This window comes from Shewanella marisflavi (assembly GCF_002215585.1).
Classification (GTDB): domain Bacteria; phylum Pseudomonadota; class Gammaproteobacteria; order Enterobacterales; family Shewanellaceae; genus Shewanella; species Shewanella marisflavi.
In genome coordinates, this window is the sequence record NZ_CP022272.1 from 884,011 (window position 1) to 908,127 (window position 24,117).

General features: G+C 49.6%; 21 protein-coding genes and 1 other RNA gene. 12 read left to right on the forward strand and 10 right to left on the reverse strand.

Annotated features, from left to right (window positions below):
- Positions 1-10 precede the first annotated feature (10 nt).
- Entirely contained in the window at positions 11-625 is a 615-nt protein-coding gene (locus tag CFF01_RS03950) for a LysE family translocator (protein ID WP_088903943.1), read from the forward strand.
- Positions 626-688: 63 nt separating this feature from the next.
- On the opposite strand, the gene CFF01_RS03955 is transcribed toward CFF01_RS03950, so the two are convergent.
- Both CFF01_RS03955 and CFF01_RS03960 read right to left on the reverse strand, forming a co-directional pair.
- Positions 689-1,006, reverse strand: coding sequence for a DUF3144 domain-containing protein (locus CFF01_RS03955; RefSeq protein ID WP_033539716.1), 318 nt, complete (start codon positions 1,004-1,006; stop codon positions 689-691).
- Between the two features lie 121 nt (positions 1,007-1,127).
- On the reverse strand, positions 1,128-1,664 hold the full coding sequence (locus CFF01_RS03960; protein WP_033539715.1) for a type II secretion system protein: 537 nt from the start codon (positions 1,662-1,664) through the stop codon (positions 1,128-1,130).
- Between the two features lie 136 nt (positions 1,665-1,800).
- Between CFF01_RS03960 and ung the strand changes: the two genes are divergently transcribed.
- Both ung and CFF01_RS03970 read left to right on the forward strand, forming a co-directional pair.
- A complete protein-coding gene (gene ung, locus CFF01_RS03965; protein WP_033539714.1) occupies positions 1,801-2,469 on the forward strand; it encodes a uracil-DNA glycosylase in 669 nt (222 codons plus the stop codon).
- 188 nt (positions 2,470-2,657) lie between these two features.
- On the forward strand, positions 2,658-3,251 hold the full coding sequence (locus CFF01_RS03970) for a hypothetical protein (RefSeq protein ID WP_088903944.1): 594 nt from the start codon (positions 2,658-2,660) through the stop codon (positions 3,249-3,251).
- A 15-nt stretch (positions 3,252-3,266) separates the two neighbouring features.
- On the opposite strand, the gene CFF01_RS03975 is transcribed toward CFF01_RS03970, so the two are convergent.
- From CFF01_RS03975 to CFF01_RS03990, 4 genes are all read right to left on the reverse strand, one after another.
- On the reverse strand, positions 3,267-3,716 hold the full coding sequence (locus tag CFF01_RS03975) for a copper resistance protein NlpE (protein ID WP_232479499.1): 450 nt from the start codon (positions 3,714-3,716) through the stop codon (positions 3,267-3,269).
- A 189-nt stretch (positions 3,717-3,905) separates the two neighbouring features.
- Positions 3,906-4,553: a 5-formyltetrahydrofolate cyclo-ligase gene (locus tag CFF01_RS03980; RefSeq protein WP_088903945.1), complete on the reverse strand. Its 648-nt coding sequence runs from the start codon at positions 4,551-4,553 to the stop codon at positions 3,906-3,908.
- Positions 4,554-5,562: 1,009 nt separating this feature from the next.
- Positions 5,563-5,743: non-coding RNA, 6S RNA (gene ssrS / locus CFF01_RS03985), on the reverse strand.
- An 87-nt stretch (positions 5,744-5,830) separates the two neighbouring features.
- The gene (locus CFF01_RS03990; protein ID WP_033539711.1) at positions 5,831-6,139 is read right to left on the reverse strand and encodes a cell division protein ZapA; all 309 of its coding nucleotides are present in this window, start codon (positions 6,137-6,139) and stop codon (positions 5,831-5,833) included.
- Positions 6,140-6,433: 294 nt separating this feature from the next.
- Between CFF01_RS03990 and CFF01_RS03995 the strand changes: the two genes are divergently transcribed.
- From CFF01_RS03995 to gcvP, 6 genes are all read left to right on the forward strand, one after another.
- A complete protein-coding gene (locus tag CFF01_RS03995) occupies positions 6,434-7,006 on the forward strand; it encodes a UPF0149 family protein (protein ID WP_033539710.1) in 573 nt (190 codons plus the stop codon).
- A gap of 60 nt (positions 7,007-7,066) precedes the next feature.
- A complete protein-coding gene (gene ubiH, locus CFF01_RS04000) occupies positions 7,067-8,311 on the forward strand; it encodes a 2-octaprenyl-6-methoxyphenyl hydroxylase (protein WP_088903946.1) in 1,245 nt (414 codons plus the stop codon).
- 11 nt (positions 8,312-8,322) lie between these two features.
- Complete coding sequence (locus CFF01_RS04005) at positions 8,323-9,531, forward strand: FAD-dependent monooxygenase (RefSeq protein WP_088903947.1); 1,209 nt, start codon at positions 8,323-8,325, stop codon at positions 9,529-9,531.
- Positions 9,532-10,006: 475 nt separating this feature from the next.
- Positions 10,007-11,101: a glycine cleavage system aminomethyltransferase GcvT gene (gene gcvT / locus CFF01_RS04015; RefSeq protein WP_088903949.1), complete on the forward strand. Its 1,095-nt coding sequence runs from the start codon at positions 10,007-10,009 to the stop codon at positions 11,099-11,101.
- Positions 11,102-11,305: 204 nt separating this feature from the next.
- Positions 11,306-11,695, forward strand: coding sequence for a glycine cleavage system protein GcvH (gcvH, locus tag CFF01_RS04020; RefSeq protein ID WP_033539705.1), 390 nt, complete (start codon positions 11,306-11,308; stop codon positions 11,693-11,695).
- A gap of 171 nt (positions 11,696-11,866) precedes the next feature.
- Positions 11,867-14,755, forward strand: coding sequence for an aminomethyl-transferring glycine dehydrogenase (gene gcvP, locus CFF01_RS04025; RefSeq protein WP_088903950.1), 2,889 nt, complete (start codon positions 11,867-11,869; stop codon positions 14,753-14,755).
- Between the two features lie 399 nt (positions 14,756-15,154).
- Here the strand turns inward: gcvP and CFF01_RS04035 are convergent, their stop codons facing one another.
- Genes CFF01_RS04035 through CFF01_RS04045 form a run of 3 tightly spaced genes read right to left on the reverse strand, consistent with a single transcriptional unit; the run spans position 15,155 to position 17,056 of the window.
- Entirely contained in the window at positions 15,155-15,817 is a 663-nt protein-coding gene (locus CFF01_RS04035; RefSeq protein WP_088903952.1) for a hypothetical protein, read from the reverse strand.
- A 20-nt stretch (positions 15,818-15,837) separates the two neighbouring features.
- On the reverse strand, positions 15,838-16,533 hold the full coding sequence (locus CFF01_RS04040) for a HupE/UreJ family protein (protein WP_088903953.1): 696 nt from the start codon (positions 16,531-16,533) through the stop codon (positions 15,838-15,840).
- A 52-nt stretch (positions 16,534-16,585) separates the two neighbouring features.
- Positions 16,586-17,056 carry a hypothetical protein gene (locus CFF01_RS04045; RefSeq protein WP_088903954.1) on the reverse strand — a complete coding sequence of 157 codons (471 nt, stop codon included), beginning with the start codon at positions 17,054-17,056 and terminating at the stop codon, positions 16,586-16,588.
- 438 nt (positions 17,057-17,494) lie between these two features.
- Between CFF01_RS04045 and CFF01_RS04050 the strand changes: the two genes are divergently transcribed.
- Positions 17,495-17,884 (forward strand): hypothetical protein, encoded by a 390-nt coding sequence (locus CFF01_RS04050; protein ID WP_088903955.1) that lies wholly within the window; start codon positions 17,495-17,497, stop codon positions 17,882-17,884.
- A 175-nt stretch (positions 17,885-18,059) separates the two neighbouring features.
- Here CFF01_RS04050 and CFF01_RS04055 read toward each other — a convergent pair whose 3' ends face one another.
- A complete protein-coding gene (locus tag CFF01_RS04055) occupies positions 18,060-19,256 on the reverse strand; it encodes a serine hydrolase domain-containing protein (protein ID WP_088903956.1) in 1,197 nt (398 codons plus the stop codon).
- A 475-nt stretch (positions 19,257-19,731) separates the two neighbouring features.
- On the opposite strand from CFF01_RS04055, the gene CFF01_RS04060 reads away from it, so the two are divergent.
- Together CFF01_RS04060 and CFF01_RS04065 are read left to right on the forward strand one after the other, a co-directional pair.
- Positions 19,732-22,146, forward strand: a complete 2,415-nt coding sequence (locus CFF01_RS04060) for a hypothetical protein (protein ID WP_088903957.1) — start codon at positions 19,732-19,734, stop codon at positions 22,144-22,146.
- A 302-nt stretch (positions 22,147-22,448) separates the two neighbouring features.
- A complete protein-coding gene (locus tag CFF01_RS04065; RefSeq protein ID WP_088903958.1) occupies positions 22,449-24,008 on the forward strand; it encodes a methyl-accepting chemotaxis protein in 1,560 nt (519 codons plus the stop codon).
- Positions 24,009-24,117: the final 109 nt, after the last annotated feature.

The window sequence follows — 24,117 nt, forward strand, 5'->3', positions numbered from 1 at the left end:
AGGAAACGATATGAGTTTTAGTGCGTGGCTGGGGTTGTTAGCCATTTGTTGTTTGGGGGCCATGTCTCCCGGGCCGAGTCTGGCCATGGTGGTGCGCCATACCTTAGGTGGCGGTCGGGCAAATGGCATTGTCTGTGCTTGGGCGCATTCCATTGGCATAGGCGTCTATGCCCTGGTCACCCTGCTTGGGCTTGCTGTGCTGCTCAAGCAGGCGCCGCTGGTGTTCAATGGTATCGCCATTATTGGGGCGCTTTACCTGGCCTATATCGGTGTACAGGCGCTGCGCTCTAAAGGCGGGATGTCAGACAAGCTAGCGGCGGGGAAGTCGACCGATCTTGTGACTGCGGCCCGTGATGGCATAGCTATCTCATTGTTTAATCCCAAGATAATGCTATTTTTCCTGGCACTCTTTAGTCAGTTTGTGTTGGTGGCCGATGAGCTTTGGGGGAAGTCGCTTATCGTGTTGACGCCGCTGGTGGTCGATGGTCTTTGGTACACACTGATCGCGCTTTTGCTGTCGCACAAATCCGTGCTGCCTAAGCTCAGGGAGAAGGCGGGACTTATCGACAAACTCTCAGGGATAGTGTTGATTTTACTGGCGGTAAGGGTGCTAGTGACCCTCTAGTCTTAGGCTATGCGGCCAAGGTGTCTCCTTAGCCGCTAACCTGATTTCGCTTTTCAGCCGGTTCTAACCGTTAAATACCTGTACGGCATCGTCTTTAGTGGCTTCAGGCTCAGTCTTGGGTGGATTGTCGATATGATCATCCAGGTTATCGCTGAGCATCTCTTGATATTCTTTGGTAAACCACTCCAGAGCGTTAGCTTTTTCTGCCTTAAGATCGGCCGACTTAAGGGCGGCTTCGAAGGCATTGAAACGTGCTGCGGCAAAACGCAGTGCCGTGCCGACTTTGGCAACATCTTGCTCCTGGGCACTTAGCTCGTTGGCTAAGGCAATAAACTTATCGGCTAATTGAAAAATTGTGGTTTCTTTTTGCTGTTCAGACATGCGCTCGCTCACAGGTAAGTCAATTTGTAAGTCTGCATAGTAACGTAAATTAGCCGTTAGTGAAGCATAGATTTGGGCGTAATGAGATCTGTATCGCCAATCCTACCGGGTGTTTCAACCCTTAATTTAGCGGATCGCTATCTACGCTAACCTGGCCGTTACGCGAGTCATAGTAGATACTGAGTTTCTGGTTGTCGCTAAGGTGGTAGCGGCACTGATTTACGCTGATATAGTTGGCCTTATAATCTGTGTTACTCTGATCATCGCTGCGTGAGACACTGGGTTCGTCCCCCTGGAAAATGGTTTCCCATACCGAGATACAATCTTCGACATTATCCAGTTGTGGTGAGGCTTCGTCGTCTGTGAAATAGTGCTGAGCCGGCCAGCCGTTGACATTAAAATCCATCTCACCACTTTCGTCATCGCCAAAGGTTTTGAGGTTTTCTGCCGGGCCTGAACCGACGCGAACGGCCCAGACGGCGTGGGCGAGATCGATGCCGGATTTAAAGGCGCCACCAGTGGCTTTGACGCTGGAGACTTGAGCGTCCTGAGACAGGTTGATAAATTTCGGCAAGGCGGTGACCGCCAGGATCCCCAGCACTATGATCACAACGACCAGTTCTATTAGGGTAAAACCATGTTTATGGGCTAAGGACATAGTCAAAAACCTCTTGGATATGCAGAGTGTATGCTCACTGGGTGTGAAAGCTTAGCGTTTTGTTTCGTAATCAGAGCTTTGTGCCGGCAATACTACTTGGTTTTAATTATTTTTGAAGAGATAGAAAGAGATAGATATGACACAGATCAGCCAATGGCAAGATTTTATCGCCGAGGAAGCGCAGCAAGATTACTTTCGCCAGTTACAGGACTTTGTTCAGGCCGAGCGAGACGCGGGTAAGGCGATCTATCCGGCTAAAGAGCAGGTCTTTAGCGCCTTTGAGCTGACTCCACTCGATAAGGTGAGGGTAGTGTTGATAGGTCAGGACCCTTATCACGGTGAGGGGCAGGCTCATGGCCTCTGTTTCTCAGTGCAGCCCGGTGTTAAGGTGCCGCCATCGCTGGTGAATATGTATAAGGAGCTGGCCAGTGATATCCATGGTTTTACTGTGCCTGACCATGGTTATTTAGCCAAATGGGCCGAGCAGGGGATATTGATGCTCAATACCGTGCTCACGGTGGAGCAGGGTAAGGCGCATTCTCATGCCAAGATGGGGTGGGAGACCTTTACCGACAATGCATTAAGGTTACTCAATGCCCAAAATCGTCCCATTATTTTCGTGTTATGGGGCGGGCATGCCATGAAGAAGAGCAAGTTAATTAAGGCGGCGCAGCACCATCTGGTGACCGGGCCGCACCCATCGCCATTGTCGGCGTATCGAGGATTTTTTGGCTGCAAACATTTCTCAAAAATCAATGCCTTGTTAAAGGATTTAGGGCAAACTCCGATCGAGTGGCAGATATAAAAAGCAGACAAACATGCTACAAAATCATACTTGCCGTACCATGAAAACCTAATTATATTGATACATGAGTGTAACGTAACTGTTAATGAAACTGATCTGGATGACTCAGTTTCATTGCTTCAACAGGTTATGACTGCTTGGGTAGGTAGCAAACTTATCCAAACATGGCTTTCAAGGCGGACGGGAATATGGATATTAGAGCAAAGCGAGGAACGCTTGTTCGTTGGAATCAGGAGCAGCGCGTAGGCTTTATCGCACCGGAAGATGGTTCTGACGAACTCAGGATCTTTGGCATCAATCTGCTCCCCTATGAACACATGCCCAAAGAGGGCGAGCCTGTCGTGTATCGACAGTGGAAAGACACGCTACGTGGCACTAAGGTGACTAAGGCCGAGATAGATCTGGGTAATCCCATCACACTGACCTCTCCCTTCGAATCTTACGATAAATTTGCCAATGACGATGCGATCAGTTGGCGCGTCAAGGTCGCATTGGTGGCACTTGCTATCGCCTTTGGTAATCTGCTTTACCTGTTTATGATTAATTACGATGTGTCCGGTGAGGTTGATATCAAACCGCCTGAAGGACTTTTCCCACCCGGCTCTGAATACTATGTCGGTAAGCAAGATCTATCGGATGTGGTTTTTAGTTGCGATGCCCGGCAGCAGTGCCTGCAGATGACCTCTTGCCAGGAGGCCAAATTCTTTGTGCAAAACTGCCCAGGGTTTCAAAGCAAAGTGGGTGATATGCCCTGTGAAACGCTTTGGTGTAAACCTGATTAGGTGCCACTTAGATGATCAGTTAGATTTTCTCAGTTGATATTGCTGTGCCAGTGCCCCTTTAATGCGTTCGCCCTTTTCATCTAACATAAACAGAATATTCTCACCGACCTGAAGCTGCATTCCTCTGGCTTTGTCGTCTAAGATGATCTTATTGCCCTGGCCATTCCAGCGAAATTGCCCTTGTTGCTCAATCCCCTGTTGCTTGTCTGATTTCCCCAGGTATACCTGACTGAGTTGGTAGCTGTAGTCGGCGTTAATCTGCAGACGCAGAGCTATCCCTTGGCAGTCGGCGCAGGGCAGGGTGCCCGTATAGAGGCCGGGCCAATCTAGGGCGTTGCGGCTGGTATCACCTATGGGGATTTCGGCTGTTTTCACGGCTTGTGGCTCAGGTGCTTGACTGGTTTGCTGGGCACAGGCGCTAAGGGCAAGCAGGGCCATGGGCAGTAATCGCGCGGCAATCTTCATTTATCTTTTCCTTACTGGCGGCGTGAGCATGACTGAGGTAGAAACAGGGATGCGTAACACTTAAAAATACGATACTTGTCTTTGCACACTTTAGCCCGTCTTGGTGGGGCTTTCAAAGTGGGTTTCACTAAGACATTGCTTGCTTCGGTATTAAAACGTTCCGATGACAAAAATTAGACTAGATCTGCTTTATCTAACATTAGTGTTGGCCGTTAATGACTCCTCCGGAACAAACAGTATATTTGATGGGGTGACGATAAGCGGCAGTGGAATATCCCAGTGCTCGGTGGGCAGTGATTCGACCCGCTGGCAGTCATGGGCATAGCCGATGGGGTAGGGTTTACCCGTAAGCTGCCAGTCGCTCAGGCAGCGGTCATAGTAGCCGCCACCCATCCCCATACGATTCCCCTGCTCATCGAAGGCCACGAGAGGCGTAATGATGACGTCGAGATCCTGAGGCAGAATCATCTCGGTAATATCAAGTTTGGGTTCCCAAATCTTAAGACAGTTTTGGAGCAGATGGCTGGTGGGTAGGTATCTAAAAAACAATAAATTGCCTTTAGAAAATGGGTGTAGCCTCGGCAAATAGACGGTCACGCCCTGCTGCCATAGGGTTTCAATCAGGGGCTGGGTATCGAGCTCACCATCGCTGGTGAGGTAGAGAGCCACGTGTTTGGCCTGACGCTGGCGGATGATCTCCATTAGGCGAGCTGCAGCCTCGTGGGCAAAGCGTTTCTGCGCATCAGTGGGAATCGCCCGTCTTGCGCTGCGGACCTTATTTCGTATGGCTTGACGATCGATCTGCTTGGCCGCACTCGGTGTAAAGGCTGGTTTCAATATCCCTGCTCCCGTTAAAGAGGTCACTGAAGTCATTAGTGATTGAGCCACAGTCTAGCTTTGTTGTATCTGAGTTTTCAACACACTAAAGATAGAGGTTTGAATTTGATGGCGGCCAAGGCTAACTTGCTTGGGATATAAAAAAGGCCGAAAAGTGACCTTTTCAGAGCAATGTCTTCCAGCCTCTCTAATTTGAATTGCTCCCCAAGATGCCGTTATCTGTGTGGCTCTTGAACCCATAAGGGTTTTGAGGTGGGCTGTTTGCTTGGGAGATAAAAAAGGCCAGAAGGTTATCTTTTCAGACCTATGCCTTCCAGCCTCTCTAATTTGAATTGCTCCCCAAGATGCCGTTATCTGTGTGGCCCTTGAACCCATAAGGGTTTCGAGGCGGGCTGTTTGCCTGGGATATAAAAAAGGCCGAAAAGTGACCTTTTCAGTTCAATGCCTTCCAGCCTCTCTAATTTGAATTGCTCCCCAAGATGCCGTTATCTGTGTAGCCCTTGAACCCATAAGGGTTTCGAGGCGGGATGCTTGCTTGGGATATAAAAAGGCCGAAAAGTGACCTTTTCAGATCAATGCCTTCCAGCCTCCCTAATTTGAATTGCTCCCCAAGATGCCGTTATCTGTGTGGCCCTTGAACCCATAAGGGTTTCGAGGCGGGCTGCTTGCTTGGGATATAAAAAAGGCCAGAAGGTTATCTTTTCAGACCTATGCCTTCTAGCCTCTCTAATTTGAATTGCTCCCCAAGATGCCGTTATCTGTGTAGCCCTTGAACCCATAAGGGTTTCGAGGCGGGCAGCTTGCTTGGGATATAAAAAAGGCCAGAAGGTTATCTTTTCAGACCTATACCTTCTAGCCTCTCTAATTTGAATTGCTCCCCAAGATGCCGTTATCTGTGTGTCCCTTGAACCCATGAGGGTTTCGAGGTGGGCTGCTTGCTTGGGATATAAAAAAGGCCGAAAAGTGTTATACCTTTCAGCCTTATCGCTTATTAGCGTTAGTGTTTGAATTGCTCCCCAAGATGCCGTTACCGGTGTAGCCCTTGAACCGTAGGTTCAAGGCGGGTAAATGATTAAATCCTAAGGCTTCTCGGTTCGCGCCGAGCTTGCGCAATGTCATCAAAACATTCACCCTGAGTTTGTAAATATCGGCACAGGGACATAACCGACTCACGCACACCACAGGGAGCAAAATTGTTGCGTATCGACTCAGGCTTGGCCTGTTAGCCTAGCGGAGATTCAAGTAATGAATCGTCTCGCCTCACGCGTAATTACAGTTTAATCGTCTTTCGTTGCGCGCTCAACTAGCGCACTCTCTAAGGTCGACTGCAGCAGACCGATCTTTTCATCCATCTGCTTAATATAATCTTGATTCTTCTTCTGTTCTTCCAATAACTCGTAGCCAATATTAAGTGCCGCCATAATGGCAATTTCTTCTCTACTTAAGTTTTTGGTACGAACACGCAGGGAACTTAGCTGCTTTTCCAGCTTGTTGGCCACATGACGCAAAGCATCTTCCTGTCCAATCGGACAAGCGATGGAGTAGGTACGGCCCAATAAGCTAATTTCTATAGCATGGCTACTCATTTGCGATGTAGATCCTTTTATCCTGTTGTTGAGCGGACTATATCGGGCTGCCCTGGAAAGTGCAATAACACTGGGGGCTTAATAACGCTTTGTTAGATTAAATGTTGTTTAGATAACCAATAGTTTAGGTCACCGTGGTGAAAGGTGTTCGAATTCTGCGCTAAGTGAACGCTGGCGGAGTTTAAAGGGCTCGATGGCGTCAAAATACCTTATGGTCAGCTTACCGCTTTTGGCTTGGTCGTGCAGGCCAGATCTGCTAGCATGTCAGAAGTGATTTTACGATTGGAACCTCTTATGGCAACCCCTCCCTCTTTACGTATCGAAATTCTTTTCGCCGAGCTTACAGCAGCCGAGATCGCACAACATCCCGTAGAAGTTCATGGTTCCCTTGTGGGGCTTATCTGTGGTGGTGTGGGACAGGCCAAGAGCGAGTGGATCAAGCCGCTGCTGGAGCTGATCAACGACGGTCAGTTGCCGCCACCTTCTTTGGTGCAGCTGCTTGAGGAACTCTACCAAGATACTATCGCGCGCATCACAGACGCGGAATTTGGTTTTACTCCTATGGCGCCTGAAGAGGAAGAAGCTTTAAGCAAGCGTGTCGAGGCGCTCTCTTTATGGGTGCAGAGCTTTCTTACGGGGATTGCCATGGCACAGCCTAAACTGAATCGCGCCTCGAGTGATGTGAAAGAGGTGATTAAAGATTTGGCAGAGATCGCTCAGGTTGAATTTGATGTGGCCGAAGATGAAGAGTCTGAAGCGGCTTATATTGAGCTGATGGAGTTTGCCCGCATGGCGGCGCTGCTCTGTTATGCCGAATTCGGTCCAGAACCGAGCGAGATCAAAGATCAAGACCCCATGATTCATTAATATTGTCTGCATTTATCGGGGCGAGCAGGGTTAACTGCTTGCCACAGAAAGAGAAAGTGAATGACCACTTCGTCTACCCCTAATAACGCATTTGATATTGCCATCGTTGGCGGTGCCATGGCCGGTGCCACCTTGGCACTTGGGCTGGCTAACCTGGCACAGATTCAGCCGCGACCGCTGCGTATTGCGCTTATTGAAGCCAATCTCCCAGGTGATGGCCATCCCGGTTTCGATGCCCGCTCTATCGCTATCGCTCAGGGCTCCATATTCGAACTCGAACGTCTAGGTATCTGGCCTAAATTGTCCCATCTGGGCACGGCGATAGAAAATATTCATGTTTCAGATCGTGGCCATTTTGGCATGACCACACTTAACGCCAGTGACTTTCATCTGCCGTATCTGGGCCAGGTGGTGGAGCTTGAGCGGGTCGGTGCCAAACTGTTTAGCCTGCTGGAGCAACAGGATGTCAGCCTGTTCTGTCCTGCTAAGGTGGCCAGTATCGTCGCCGGAGTAGATGCTCAGCAATTGACGCTAGACGATGGCACTGCCATCAGCGCCAAGCTGGTCGTGGCCGCCGATGGTTTGAATTCTAAGATCAGACAAGATTTTAAGCAGCCGCTTGAACAGGTGGATTTCGAGCAGGTCGCAGTGGTGGCCAATGTGCTCACCGATAAGCCACATCAAGAATGGGCCTATGAGCGCTTTACCGACAGTGGCCCGTTGGCTATCTTGCCTATGGCTAATGTGGACGGGCAGTCCCGTGTCTCCTTGGTGTGGGCCTTGGCGCCCGAACATGCTGAGCTAATGCTGGGAGCGGAAAAGAGCGCATTTTTAGATGCGCTGCAAGATGCCTTTGGTTATCGTGCCGGTCGATTTATCGACGTGGGCGAGCGCTATGCTTATCCTCTCAAGCTATCTTACATGGCGCGTCCTATTTATCAGCGCACCGTATTTATCGGCAACGCCGCGCAGACACTGCATCCTATCGCAGGTCAGGGCTTTAACCTGGGGCTGAGGGATCTGGTCTGCTTGCTCGAGGTGATCGGCGAGACGCTCGAACAGGGCGAGGATGTTGGTGGTGCCAAGCTAACCCATGAATATCTGAGTCGCCGTCAGCAAGATCGCGACGCCACCATAGCTAATGTCGAATTCTTAGTGCGCGGTTTCTCTAATCAGTATTGGCCTCTGGTTGCCGGACGTAACCTAGGGCTGCGGCTACTCTCCTGGTGCCCGCCGCTTAAGACGCCTATTGCTCGTAAAGCCATGGGGTGGAAATCGCCCCAATCTGCCAGCCAGTTTCGATAAAGGATCTCTATATGTTCAGTACACAAACCTATGACGTGGCTATTGTCGGCGGAGGCATGGTGGGCTTGGCAACTGCCATCGGCCTTGGGCAGGAAGGCTTGCGGGTCGTGGTGATCGACGCCGGTGAAACCCATGCCGTATCGGGCGAGGCTAGACTGCGTGTCAGTGCCATCAACAAGGCCAGTCAACGATTGCTTACCCATCTGGGAGCCTGGGCTTATATCGACGAGTCCCGCATCGGCCCCTACCAGAAGATGGCGGTGTGGGATAAGGATAGCTTGGGCAAGATATGCTTCGATGCCCATTCGATTAGCGAGCAGACTCTGGGCAGCATCATAGAGAATGACAACATCAGCCATGCGCTGGCGACCCGAGCCAGTGAGCTAACTGAAATCACTCACCTGGAAAATCATCGTTTGGAAAAGATTGCCTTTGGTGAGCGCGAGGCCTGGTTGACCCTGGATAATGGCGACAACCTGTCGGCGGCGCTGGTGATTGGCGCTGATGGTGCCAACTCCTGGGTGCGCGAGCAATGTAAGATCCCCATGACTTTTTGGGACTATGGCCATCACGCCATTGTTGCCTCGATTCGCACCGAGCTGCCACACAACGCCACCGCCAGACAGGTGTTCTTAAGCGAAGGCCCATTGGCGTTTCTGCCGCTATTTGAAAAAGATCTCTGCTCTATCGTCTGGTCGGTGCCGCCAGCCAAGGCGCAAAGCCTCTTGGAAGGTGACAAGGTGCAGTTTGAGCGCAGCTTAACGGCCGCCTTCGACGGTAAGCTGGGCATGTGCAAGCTTGAGAGTGAACTGCAGGCCTTCCCGCTACGGATGCGTTATGCCCGTCACTTTGCCCGTCATCGCCTGGTGCTTGCCGGGGATGCGGCTCACACCATACACCCGCTGGCAGGTCAGGGCGTCAACTTAGGTTTTCTTGATGCGGCGGCTATTATCGAGACGCTGAGTGAGCTAAAGGCCAAGGGCAAAGATATTGGCGATTATGCCAATTTACGTGCCCTTGAGCGTTGGCGTAAGGCCGATGCGCTGGAGATGATCGCGGCGATGGAAGGCTTTAAGCGCTTGTTCGAAGGCAGCAATCCGGTGAAGAAAGCCCTGCGCGATCTGGGCCTTAACCTGGTTGATAACCTTTCTCCTGTGAAAACACTGTTTATGCAACAGGCTATGGGTAACAAAACCCGCTTGCCTGAGTTGTGTAAGTAGGTCGTGCTAGAATGCGGCGCCTTATCATTTTGTTTTTAAATACAAGTGGTTGACATCATTTGATTTGATATACGGATTTTCATGTAACAAAACTACATTTGAAACATGAGAAAAAGTAATGGAAAAATGGTTCGGATTAGAAAATTCTCTTGTATACAAAACTGTGACGCAAGGTATAATTTCGCCGCATTTTGATACCAAACACGTATCTTAAAACAAAATTTGTTGATGCATCTTATTCGACGCAATTGATGCAAAAACTCATCTTTGCAATCACATCCTGGCCCTATGTACCCTAGGTTCAGGTGTGTCAGTTCGAGGCGGTTTACCATGATCGTCTGCATCGCTTAAGCCTATTGATGACAAGAGAGTGCTTGACCGACCCTTTCGGCCTTAGCCCCATTTCATCAATCACGCCCTAGCACTGAGGCACCGCCAGGTAAGACCCGAAAAGGGCAAAAAAGAAGAGATAATAATGGCTAATAAAACTGTACTCTTTAACAAGCACCTAGAAGCTAACGCCAAAATGGTCGACTTCCACGGTTGGGACATGCCGCTAAACTACGGCTCTCAAATCGAAGAACACCATGTAGTGCGTCAAGACGCAGGTATGTTTGACGTGTCTCACATGACAGTAGTTGATGTTACGGGTGCTGAGGCCTGTGCTTTTCTTCGTAAACTGCTGGCTAATGACGTCGCCAAACTTAAGGTGCCAGGTAAGGCACTCTACGGTGGCATGTTAGACCATAATGCAGGCGTTATTGACGACCTGATCACCTATTATCTCAGCGACACCCATTACCGTATCGTAGTGAACTCGGCGACTCGCGAAAAAGACCTCGCCTGGATCAACGAGCAAGTTAAAGGCTATGACGTAACCGTCACTGAGCGTCCTGAACTGTCTATGATCGCCGTTCAAGGTCCTAACGCTAAGGCGAAAGCCGCAGCGGTATTTACCGACGAGCAAAACGCCGCAGTAGAAGGCATGAAGCCTTTCTTCGGTGTGCAGTCTGGCTCTCTCTTTATTGCGACCACAGGTTACACAGGCGAAGCCGGTTACGAAATCATCGTACCTGAAGCCGAAGCCGAAGCGCTGTGGCAAGCTCTGTTAGACGCTGGCGTTAAGCCATGTGGTCTGGGCGCCCGTGACACCCTACGTTTAGAAGCCGGTATGAACCTTTATGGTCAGGACATGGACGAGAGCGTTAACCCGCTGGCGGCTAACATGGGCTGGACCATCGCCTGGGAACCTGAAGACCGTGACTTTATCGGTCGTGAAGCGCTGACCGCTATCAAAGCGGCAGGCACAGAGAAGCTAGTTGGTCTGGTGATGGAAGCTAAGGGCGTACTGCGCACCGGCATGTCAGTATTTTTCACTGACGCAAACGGCGTTGAACAGCAAGGCACTATCACCAGTGGCACCTTCTCACCAACACTAGGTTACTCAATCGCCATGGCGCGTGTGCCTAATTCTGTTGGCGATGTCGCAGAAGTAGAGATGCGCAAGAAGCGCGTCCCTGTTAAAGTGATCGCACCTAGCTTCGTGCGTAACGGTAAGCAGGCCTTCTAACTGTTTGATAAGGGTTATCTCTGTTTAGCCGCCGGGCTGTCGAAAGGGCAATGGCGGGCCTGAGTTGCTGTGCATTATGCAACCTAAGCAACTTAGGCCAAAGCTGCTAAAATATCGGCTGACCCAGTCGAATGACAGGCGCTTGAGTGGTTATACAGTCTTAGTTTTTAAAAATTTAGCACTACGGAACAAGGAACAAAAATAATGAGCAATATTCCGACTGAATTGAAATACGCTTCTTCACACGAATGGATCCGCAAAGAAGAAGACGGTTCATACACTGTTGGTATCAGTGAGCACGCCCAAGAACTTCTAGGCGACATGGTATTCGTTGAGCTACCAGAAGTTGGCGACACTGTTAGCGCTGGTGATGACTGTGCGGTAGCCGAGTCGGTAAAAGCCGCTTCAGACATCTACGCGCCACTTTCAGGTGAAGTTATTGCGGTTAACGAAGCCCTAGAAGATTCTCCTGAGCTGGTTAACAGCGACGCTTACGGTGATGGCTGGTTCTTCCGCATCACGCCAAGCGACCTGAGCGAACTAGACAATTTGCTTGATGCCGAAGGCTATCAAGCGGTTATCGACGAAGAGTAATTGTCGATGCCTACGAAGCCCCATATCGCAAAGAGATGGGGCTTCGTTCGTTATAAGCCCGGGCATTATGCTAGTGGCGTATGACGAAAAGTAGAACCACATCAAACAACGAGACCGGTAACACCAGCCCCCTACAGCTAGGATACTGGCAAAAATGGAACTAGGTTAATCATGACCACTGAAACCCTCACTCAGTTAGAGCAGCACGAACTATTTATCCGTCGTCATATCGGCTCGGACAACGCAGAACAGCAAGAGATGCTGAACTTCGTTGGTGCAGAATCTTTAGAAGATTTAACGCAGCAGATAGTCCCTGAGTCGATTCGTCTTGGACGCGACCTTGCCGTTGGCAGCGCCTGTGGCGAAGCCGAAGGCCTTGGTGCAATTCGTAAGTACGCGGATAAGAACAAGGTGTTCAAGAGCTATATCGGCATGGGTTACTACGGCACTATCGTGCCAAGCGTGATTCAGCGTAACGTATTCGAAAATCCAGGTTGGTACACAGCGTATACTCCATACCAGCCTGAGATCGCCCAGGGCCGTTTGGAAGCCATCCTGAACTTCCAACAGCTGTCGATGGATCTTACCGGTCTTGATCTGGCCTCTGCCTCTTTGCTAGATGAAGCCACAGCAGCTGCCGAAGCCATGGCGTTGGCCAAACGTGTCTCTAAGGCGAAGAAAGCTAACATCTTCTTCATCGCCGACGATGTGTTCCCACAGACTATCGACGTGGTAAAGACCCGCGCCGAGTGTTTTGGTTTCGAAATCGTAGTTGGCCCAGCCAGCGAAGCGGTTAACTATGAGCTGTTTGGTGCCTTGTTCCAATACACCAACCACTATGGTCAAATCACCGACTTCACCGAGCTGTTTGCCGCGCTGCAAGAGAAGAAAGCTATCGTGACTGTGGCCGCTGACATCATGTCACTGGTATCACTTAAGTCACCGGGTTCAATGGGCGCCGATGTCGTATTCGGTAGCGCCCAGCGTTTCGGCGTGCCAATGGGCTTTGGTGGTCCACACGCTGCCTTCTTCGTGACCCGTGATCAGCACAAGCGTTCACTACCAGGCCGTATTATCGGTGTGTCACAAGATACTCGTGGTAACCGCGCCCTGCGTATGGCGATGCAGACCCGTGAGCAGCATATCCGCCGCGAGAAAGCTAACTCAAACATCTGTACTGCACAGGTACTGCTGGCCAACATGGCCTCTTTCTACGCCGTATTCCATGGCCCACAAGGCCTGAAGATTATCGCCGACCGTATCCACCGTCTGGCCGATATCTTTGCCGCTGGCTTGAAGGCTAAAGGCGTTGAGCTGGTAAACAATACTTGGTTCGATACCGTTTCCTTCAAGGTTGCAGATAGCGCCGCCGTGCAGGCTCGCGCCATCGCGGGTGAAGTTAACCTGCGTATCGACAGTGATGGCATCTTAGGTGTTGCCATGGCTGAGACCACCACTCGTGAAGATGTGGCGCAGCTGTTTGATATCGTTCTGGGTGAAGGCCATGGTCTGGATGTGGCGGCAATTGACGCCGACATCATCGCTAATGGCAGCAACTCAATTCCAGCCGAGTTAGTTCGTGAAGACGCTATCCTTGAGCATCCAACTTTCAATCGCTATCACAGCGAAACAGAGATGATGCGTTACATCAAGCGTCTTGAAAACAAAGATTTAGCACTGAACCACTCGATGATCTCACTGGGTTCTTGCACCATGAAGCTGAACGCGGCAACCGAGATGATGCCTGTGAGCTGGCCAGAATTTGGCAACATGCATCCTTTCTGCCCGCAAGATCAGGCCCAGGGTTACGCAGAGCTTATCGAAGAACTGTCAAACTGGTTGGTTGACATCACTGGCTACGACGCTATGTGTATGCAGCCTAACTCGGGTGCATCGGGCGAATACGCTGGCTTGCTGGCAATCAAGAAGTACCATGAGTCTCGCGGTGAAGGTCACAGAAACGTCTGTCTGATCCCTCAGTCTGCCCACGGTACTAACCCTGCTTCGGCCCAGCTTGCTGGCATGAAGATTGTGGTTACCGCCTGTGACAAACAGGGTAACGTGGATATGGAAGATCTTAAGGCTAAGGCTGCCGAAGTGGCCGAAAACCTGTCTTGCATCATGGTCACCTACCCATCGACTCACGGTGTGTACGAAGAGACCATCAGCGAGATCTGTGAAGTGATTCATCAGCATGGCGGTCAGGTGTATCTGGACGGTGCCAACATGAACGCTCAGGTAGGCCTTACCACACCAGGTTCAATCGGCGCAGACGTGTCGCACCTTAACCTGCATAAGACCTTCGCAATTCCACACGGCGGCGGCGGACCAGGTATGGGCCCAATCGGCGTGAAAGCACACCTTGCGCCATTCGTTGCTGGTCACGCTGTGGTTAAGCATGGTCGTGAGTCAGACAACAACGGTGCGGTATCGGCAGCGCCATATGGTAGCGCCAGCATCCTCCCTATCACCTGGATGTACATCAAGCTACTGGGTTACCAGGGCCTGAGACAGTCTACTCAGATGGCACTGCTGAACGCTAACTATGTGATGAAGAAGCTGTCTGCCCATTACCCTGTGCTTTACACAGGCCGTAATGACCGCGTAGCGCACGAATGTATTATCGACCTGCGTCCACTGAAAGAAGCCTCTGGCGTTACCGAAATGGACATTGCTAAGCGTTTGAACGACTACGGTTTCCACGCACCGACCATGAGCTTCCCGGTTGCGGGTACCCTGATGATCGAGCCGACAGAGTCTGAGTCTAAGGCTGAACTGGATCGCTTCATCGAAGCCATGGTAGCGATTCGCGGCGAGATCGCCAAGGTTGAAGCAGGTGAGTGGCCAGCGGACAATAACCCGCTGCACAACGCGCCGCACACCATGGCCGATATCATGGATCCTGAGTTCGACTCACGTCCATACAGTCGTGAAACCGCCGTATTCCCAACGGCTGCGGTTAAGGCGAACAAGTTCTGGCCGACCGTGAATCGTATCGATGACGTGTACGGCGACCGTAATCTAATGTGCTCATGTGCACCGATTGACGATTACAAATAATTGCTGCTTGGACTCGCTACTGCGGCGTTGAATCTCAGCTTTCGTGCTCATTGACACAAGTCAACTGCGCGCGAAAGCTCTCAATCCGCCTTGCATTAGCTTCGTCAGCGACGCAATTATGTAATAGCTAGCTTCATCTGAAGCTTAGATATAACAAAGCGAACCCTTGTGGTTCGCTTTTTGTTGGCTAATTAGTTTGTATAGTACGGCGTCACCCCGTTGTTTTCGCTGCTCATTGACTACAGTCAACTGCGCGGCGAAAACAGCAGGTTTCCTTGTCTTATCTTCGGCAGTAACGTCATTTGGGATGTGTACGGCACCGACCATAATAAAAAGCGAACCCTTTGTGGTTCGCTTTTTTGTTTCTGATTCTCTATTGTGTTTTGCCCTTCTAAAAAGTTAGCCCTTAATACGATAATCGCCTTTGGTCGTCAGGGTGACGGTGACAGGCGCATCGCTCTTGTTCTTCCAATACCAGCCGTGAGATCCGGCAAATGGCGTGGTGAGCGAGCCTTTCATTTCATTGGCGATGGTGATTGAAAAGCTTTCGTAATAGCCCGTGGTATCGCCTTTGGGTTCGCCATGAAAATCGAAGTAGAGCGGTTGGCCATCGGTATGCCATTCATATTCCAAGTGCACATAGGCATCCATGAGTAGCTTGTATTCCAAGCCTTTGCCCGCTGGGATAAGGATATCTATCGTATCGCTTCTCAAACCTGGGGTTTGGCGCGCCGCCTTTATCTGCTCGACGATTGACTTATTTACCGCCTCAGACGCCATGAAACCCAATTCGGCCTCTTTCATCGGAGTTGGCATTTCATTTTGCATCTGGCTGGGTTCTGCGACGCCTGTTTGTACCGCTTGCGCCTGGCTCGATTTCGCCAGCTCAGTTAATCCTGCCGCCTGGCCAAAGCCTGTTGGGTCGACATCATATTCCGCGGGTAAGATAAACAGCACCAGTATAACGGCGGCGATAAGGGTTGCCGCCAGGCTGGCTTTGATAAGAGTTTTGTTGCTGTGCACTGGGATATGTTCATGTGCTTGATGATTTGACTGCTTCATATTTAATTCCTTGTCCCGATTTATGATTGGAAATAACCGGTTAATTGATATCCGACTAACATCAAACCGCTGCTCATTAACAGGGTATTGGCCGCCACTGAAAATGTGAGGTAGTTGCGGTAGCGACGCCAAAAGCTAAACAGGATTAGCACCACGCCAAGGGCCAAGAACTGGCCTATCTCTACGCCCAGGTTAAAGGCCAAAATATTACTGACCAATCCTTCCTGTGGCAGCTGAAATTCTTGAATCTTGGTCGCCAGACCAAAGCCATGGAACAAGCCAAAAATCGCGACGGCAATCTTAGTATTGGGTTGGTACCCAAACAGTCGACGAAAGCCGCCAAGGTTATCAAAGCCTTTATAAATAATGGAAAAGCCGATAATCGCATCGATAAGGTAGGCATTGACCTGTATGTCGTTGAGTACCCCATACAGCAAGGTAATACTGTGCCCTAGGGTAAACAGGCTCACGTAGATCAGGATATCCTTGCCTTTAAATAGGAAGAATATCACCCCCACGAGAAACAGCAGGTGGTCATAGCCAGTGACCATGTGTTTTGCGCCGATATAGATAAAAGGCAGTATCGATACGCCTTGATTCGTCGACAAGAAAGCCTGTGTTCCGTCATCCACGCCGTGGGCAAACAGCGAGGTGGATATAAACAAGCAACAGAAGGTTACCAGCAGGGTCAACCCGCCAGCAATTGAACGATTCATGATTACACTCCCAATTCGATTAGGATAAAAATACAGTTGTTTTGTTGTGTTTTTACCCAGCCAAGAGCGGAGGGCGAATTGGTGGCGCATCACAGCGCGTCAGGCAGACTTGTATCAGCGGTGTGAGTGTTTGCGCTTGGCGCTGCACACTGACAACCCTGTATTCCGTTGGAGGATGAGAGGCCATGTAGCTGTGATGGTCGTGCTGATGCTCTTCATATTTCGTGGCAGGTTTTTCGATATCAGAGCTATTAATATGAGCGGCAGTTTGCTCGGCCAACGATGCGATGCTTTCAACGGCGTTAAAGGGGGATAACTGTTCAACATCTCTAAGGTCATCGCCAGGATGATCGGTGTGATTATGGCTTAGATGATGAGCTTGATGATGGCGGTTGGCAAAGGAGTGTGAGTGACTGATTGTGGCGCCGAAAGCATGGCGTTCGTTGGCGTAGCGCACGCTTAACGCGGCCCCGGTTGCTAGAGACTGGCACAAGATCACTAATAGCAAGCAGATCAATAGCATTGATGATGAGTGTCTACGCTTAGTCGGCGCAAAATGGGGGCTTAACAGCGCGGGCTCCTACGACAATTGGGTCGATGTTATTTTTTATTATTTGATGATTGATTAAACCAAAAATTTACAGAAACTACGAGCCTTAGATTCGGTGAGCCAGATGCTGTGCTTTGCTATCAGGTCCCCTGTAAATGTTCGTTTGAGCTGAGGTTCTAGTGTCTGTTCTGGCGAATGTTTTGATGTATGTACTCGTGTATGTAATGGTGTATGTACTCGTGTAGGTGCTCGTGTATGTATTAGAACCGTTTAGCGCTTGGTCATTGCATCAGCACGGGTTCACCAGCACAATCAAAGCTTATCGATAAATGAGTTTATCCCCACAGCCAAGGTTTAGGGTAAGCAGACAGGTAAGTAAGCGAAAAGCTTACGCAAGAGGTAAAGAAAGCCATGCAGCAAGGATTTCCCATCACTATCACGGCCGATGACAGATTTTCGAGTTCACTTAAGCCCTTGCTGGCTAAGCTTGAGATGTGGATCAACTTTCAGGCGCTAAAGGCGGACTGGTATGGTAAGGAAGACCATATTTTATCCTTCGATTTCACCCTGGTCAGAACCCTGGATGACAAGGCTGAGCAGCTAACATCAAAGAACTGGGTCGTCGAGCCGGGCTATGCCTACCACTATGAGAGTAGTCACCTGATGACCATTGCTTTTATCGCCGTTGATGACTTGCTTGAGCGCGGTACAGGGATCGAGGAAGAGATAAAAAGCCGATTGGTAGCGGTTGCTAATGCGGTGGGGCAGCAGCATGGCCTCATCAGTCTAATTGCTGCTTAGGATTGATAATACTGTCTCAGTTCGAGATTTTCACATTATTCGAAATAAGGAGTTTGACAGCAGTCAACTCCGCGGCGAAAGCCCCAAACTTCATCATCTTATCATCGCCAGCGATGCAATTATGGAGTAGCTGTTATTAGTGGCCTTGGGTAAAAAGAGCTAGACGGTAAGGACTCTATTCACGCATCCACATCGGAGGCCAACCATAAGTCTCGGAAACGGCTCTGGATATTTCGTGGATTAATTGGAAGCCGTTGTCCGAGTTGGTCATCACAACAAAGCCTCGCCCAGAATTAGCAAAGGAAACTGCATAGCAAGTGTATCCGGCGTTTCCGCCGGTATGCCTAAATCGAAATGCATTTGCTTCACCATCGATCCCTATGCCCGTCCCACCTGCGCCTGGCACTCTGGTTAACATTGTTTTGGCTGATTGTTGAGATAGTAGAGTTTCATCCTCGCCGCGGTAGGCTTTACCCAGTGCGATCATAAATTTTGCCAAATCGGTAGGCGTGCTCCATAGACCTGCTGCAGCTTTCTCTGGATAGAGATGATAACCGCCTTCAATCATGTTTCCTTGGCTATCGTATCCATTTGCAATCTGGTTCCTGAGTTCATTCGGCAGCGGTAGCTCGAAAGAGCTTTGTTTCATATTCAAAGGCTTGAGTATCAATTGTTGCATCAGTTGTGAAAAAGGCTGCTCACCACTATCTTCCATCAAAAGCTGCAAGACTGTCATGCCTCCACCAGAGTAATACTCAGATTCCCCCGGTGTCTGAAAGACCTTAACCGCAGGGGAGTTACTCAGGCTACTTCCTTGTAGAATTTGCACTATTGAGGGAATCGTCTGGTTTTGGCTATAACCTTCAAATCCAGAGACATTCAGCCCCGATGTATGGCTCATGATTCGGCTTGGCGTGACTTTTTGTTGTTGAGTAAATTGATTTTCGGGTACTTGCCAACGTTTTAGCTTTAAGTTCACATCTTCATTGAGGCTAAAATTACCCTTCTGAATCATTTTAAACGCCGCGACGCTGGTGACGGCTTTTGAAATGGAAGCTGCCTGAAACAGTGTGTCCGTGGTGACCTTTTCATTTGATTCTATGTCTGACTTTCCGTACCCCTTCGACCAGATAATTTGGTTGTTATCAAATACTGCGATACTCACCGCCGGGACGCCATAAGCCTTCATTCGCGCTTCCAGCGTATTGGTTGATGTGCTGCTGTTTCCATCATCGTCGATTGAACGAATGCTGCTTTCGAATGCTTGTTGACGGGCGAGTTGTTGATTTGCGGCTGTCGATTCTTGGTTGCTGACCGAGCATCCTGCCAACGCAAGAAACATCGTTGTGAGTGTGAAATGGCTAAGCTTCATTTTGTTGCTCCTAATCTTCTTGTTTTCTGTCCCTGAGAAGTCACTTGTATGCCGTTTGTTTTATCGACAATAAAGGGATTAGCTATGTATTCCAACACTTACATATTTCCAATTGTTACATTAAGTGTTTAGGGGGACTGTCTCATTGGGAGTAGAGGGGAAGCTAGCCGGCAACAGTGGTGGATGGTGTTAGCTTAGCTTGGGCATTTGATGGTTATCCTTTTCTTTTCTGTCTAGAGCAATCAATACGTTCATGGTGGAGAATATCTTGCAAAAGCTTTTAGGCATTACACCGCTTATCTACTAAGCGCTATGACGCTAAGTCATTAAGGGTCTAATGCTCTTGGCAGTATGTTCACAATGTTATAACAAAGCTTACCTAATTTGAGGTAGGTCAATATTAGATAAACTGCATTGGTTAAAATTTAACCGTTAGCTGTCGCCTTTCCACAGCTTAAAATCAATGGGGGCAAATATGATGTTCAATAAACTCTCCTTTATCGCGCTTTGCACGAGCTTGCTTATCGCCCAATGTTTTGCGGCAGATGTGGTGCCTACCGAAGTGCAGATGCCAGGGACTCAGCAGGGGCAAGCTGGCAATTTTGAGTCACCGGACAAGTGTGATAACTGCCACTCTGGCTATAACAAAACCAACCCTGAGTATGAGCCTGCTACGGGCTGGCGCGGTAGTGCCATGGCCAATGCCAGTCGCGACCCGATCTTCTGGGCGACCATGGCGGTGGCAGAGCAAGATTTTGATGGCGCGGGAGATTTTTGTATCCGCTGCCACAGCACCAAAGGCTGGTATGAGGGGCACTCAACCCCAACCGATGGTTCGGGAATTCCTGCGATGGATGATAATGGCGTGGATTGCGACACCTGCCATGTGATGACCAACACCGACAATTCCGATCCTGTGTTGCAAGGTGCGATGATTGCACCCTTTATTGCTAACTGCAGCGATAAGGCATTAGCGCCGTCGGGCACATGTCAAAGTGCCGATGAAGGTTTCTATGGTAGCGGCATCTTGTCACTCTGGAATGCCAGCAGCGCCAAGTTAGGCCCTTATGTCGATGCTGATGCCCGTCATCAGTTTATGCAGTCAAAGTTTCATCGCCATGTGGACTTTTGTGGCTCCTGTCATGATGTGTCCAACCCTGTGGTGGGCGATTTAGCTCCAGGTAATGGCACGCAGCCCGGAGCGCCGCTGGTGATCTCCTCTCAAGAAGCGAGTGGAATCCCAAATGTGGGCGGCTCTGTGGTTGATAAGGCCGCGTTTAATAATCCTCCTTATGCTTATGGCGTGGTTGAACGTACTTTTAGCGAGTATAAGGCCAGTGCATTTCCCACCACACAGGTGGCTGATTTCCTGTCTTTGCCTGAAAACTTACGTCATCCAGGCGGCGCGATTGAGCAGACCTATCAGGCTGCACTGTTAGCGGGAACCGGCGGTAATTATGCCGATGGTGATATTCGTTATTTCAGCTGTCAAAGCTGTCACATGCGGCCAGTGCAAAGCGCCGGTGCTAATAAGCGCGGTGTCCAAGTGCGTAAAGATCTGCCACAACATGATTTTACCGGCGGTAACAGCTGGATTGGCGATGTCATCAAATATCAGGACAGTCGCTCGCAGTTAAGGCTGGGTGATGGGCTGACCACGGCTCAGTTGTCGGCTATCGATCTGGCGACCGACAGGGCGAAGCAGCATCTGCAACAGGCGGCCAACTTGAGTGTGGCAGGGAACCTGCTCACTGTGGTGAATCTCACCGGACATAAATTGATCTCAGGTTATCCCGAAGGTCGACGTATGTGGCTCAACATCAAGTGGTATGACGGCGATGAGCAATTGTTACGTGAAGATGGCGCTTATGGGCCAATAGGTGTGACGTTTGCCAACCCTGCCGGTGGCGCAGCTGTCGAAGTGGAATCGATAGTGGATTTAACTGGCGCCAATACCCGTATCTATTCGGCGCATTATGGGATAACCCAAGCCTGGGCAGAGCGGTTAGTGTCCTTAGGTGTCAGCGGTGATTTAGCACTAGCCTATGACCGTTTTAGCGGTGAGGTGTTAACGACTCTGGCGGATTTAGCCGCTGGCAGTGGCGACGGTGTTGCGGACAGTTTTCACTTTGCGTTAAACAATCATGTGGTGGCCGACAATCGGATTCCTCCATATGGCATGAGCTTCGATGAGGCTAAAAGGCGCAATGCGTTGCCTGTACCCGCCAATCAGTTTGGCGCTCCCGGTGTTGGCGGTGTGTATGATCATTATGACCGGCTGACCCTCAATCCTCCGGCTGGTGCTGTGTATGCCACTATCGACCTGCTTTACCAAGGCACCAGTTGGGAGTACATACAGTTCCTCTACTTGGCCAATAATCGCCAGAGCGCATTTCTCGGCGCTGAAGGCGATAACATGCTGGAAGCTTGGCTCAATACGGGGATGGCTAAGCCGCAGTTGATGGCGTCAACTACTTGGGGCTCACCACCTGCGACTGATGATACCTTGGGGGTGAGCAGTATCAGCACCGGGTATTTACAGCAAAGTGGTAAAGGTAAATCCCAGACAACCACTTATATCGTTTCAAGCACTATGACAGTCGGCGATGAGGTGGTCATTCGAGCCTTGGTGCAGGAAGCTAATGGCGAGCTAGAGGAAGGTGCTGTCGTCAGTATGAATGTGACCAACACTACGACGCTGGAAAGTTTTACGCTTGTTAGTGGTGCCAGTGACAGTGCTGGGGTTGCAGAGGTCCGCTGGAAAACCTCTGCGCCCAATAGAAAAGGCAATGGTGGTACGACGCCCGGCACCTATAACATTAGCGTCACCCATGTCAGCGGAAGTTGGGATGGTGTGCCGACCAGTAGCAGTTTCAATTTAGTGAATTAACACTTGGGCTGTAAATGGTTTCAGGCACCGAAAGGTGCCTGATTTTTGTGACTTAGCTTATATTTAACATCAAAATAATTCTGCTTAGATTTATCCACATCTGCATAACATATAGACTTTTAAAGTATTCAGTCTAATTATCTAAAAAATCGATTAAATGAAGTTAAAAAATCGAATAGATCCTCATATTTGTAATACATATAATCCCCCGTCTAATTTAGCTTGCTTGTTTTTTAACCTATAAATCCTGTGGGTATTACCAGTAGATAATTTTGTAAAACTTTAACTTAGTAGGTCTTTTTGTGTCAGATAGCAAGTGTGTAGGGAATGAAGTTCGTTTTTCTGAAAGTGATGTTTTACTTTCAACCACCGATTTAGACAGCAGAATCACTTACGCCAACAGTGACTTTTGTAAGGTGGCTGGATACTCATTGGAAGAGATGGTCGGTCATCCTCATAACCTAGTGCGTCACCCGGATATGCCTAAGCAGGCGTTTGCCGATATGTGGCAAAACTTGCGTGCAGGTGAGTCCTGGATGGGGCCGGTTAAGAATCGCTGTAAAAACGGGGACTACTACTGGGTTAATGCCTTCGTGACACCGATTAAAGACTCGACCAATAAGACTACGGAATATCAATCTATTCGCACTATGCCTGATCGGGACGTGGTTGAAAGAGCGACAGCTGAATACCGCAAGATCAATCAGGGTAAAAGCTCTGGTGCGTTAAAAAGCCACTTCGATGTGACTTTTTACGTAATGGCGCTGTTGGTGCTCGCTAGTGTTCTTAACGGCGTTGCAGTTGTCGCCAGTGGTTTTACTTTGACTTCGATTTTACCTTTATTGTGTCTAGGTGTTGGTTTTGGTCTGTTTGCCCTATGGCGCGGAAAATATCTGGCATTGGTGAAGAAGTCTCAGGCTATCTACGATAACTCGATCATGTCTTATATCTATTCGGGCACTAATGATCTCTCTGCTGTCGTTAATCTTGCCCTTGAGATGCAGCAGGCCAAGTTAAAGGCGGTAATAGGTAGAGTCAATGATGTCACCGAACACGTAAATGAAAGTGCTCAGATCACGGTTGACAGCGGCAAGCAGGTATCGCAACTGCTTAAAGATCAAATTGACGAAACCACTCAGATGGCGGCGGCTACAGAGGAGATGTCCTATACCATTCAGGAACTGGCTAAGATTGTTGAGCAAGCGAATGAAGCGTCGGCTATTTCCAAAGAGCAAACCAATGCCAGTAGTCAGTCGGTTCAGAAAACTATTGAAGCCATCCATGATGTCGATAAGCAATTATCGATAGCGCAAACCGAGCTAAAAACCTTGGTGGGTGGTAACGAGCATATTGTTAAGAGCCTGTCGGATATCAATGCTATTGCTGAGCAGACCAACCTACTGGCCTTGAATGCGGCGATTGAAGCGGCCAGAGCGGGTGAGCATGGCCGAGGCTTCTCTGTGGTTGCCGATGAAGTTCGTGCCTTAGCCGCCCGAACTCAGCAGTCGACTCGGGATATTGCCGAATTGGTGGCAAACCTTTCTCAAAGCTCAAGCAATGCCCAGAGCGCCATGAGTCGAGGGATTGCTCTGTCGGGACAGAGTGTTGCGCAGGCACTGGAAAGCGGTCAGAGTCTGGCGTTAATCGAAACCGAGATAGAAAGATTAACAGAGCTCAATCAGCGCGTAATGCAATCGATTGAAGAGCAATCGTCGGTGAGCGAGCAAGTGGCCGTAGGGATCCTCAATATTAAGGAACTGGCTGTCTCGACCGGTGATCGTGGCGCAGAATCACAACGCTCGAGCGAAGGCTTGTTGAACAAAGTCGCTGAGCAAACGGCACTGATACGTCAGTTCAGTTAATAAGGCTGACTGGCTAAACAGAGTCACTCTTTTCATATCATCGGCAGGCGTCCTATATTGAATTGTCTGCCTACTTTTCATTGCATCTTGCTCATGTTGTTAGCGTTAG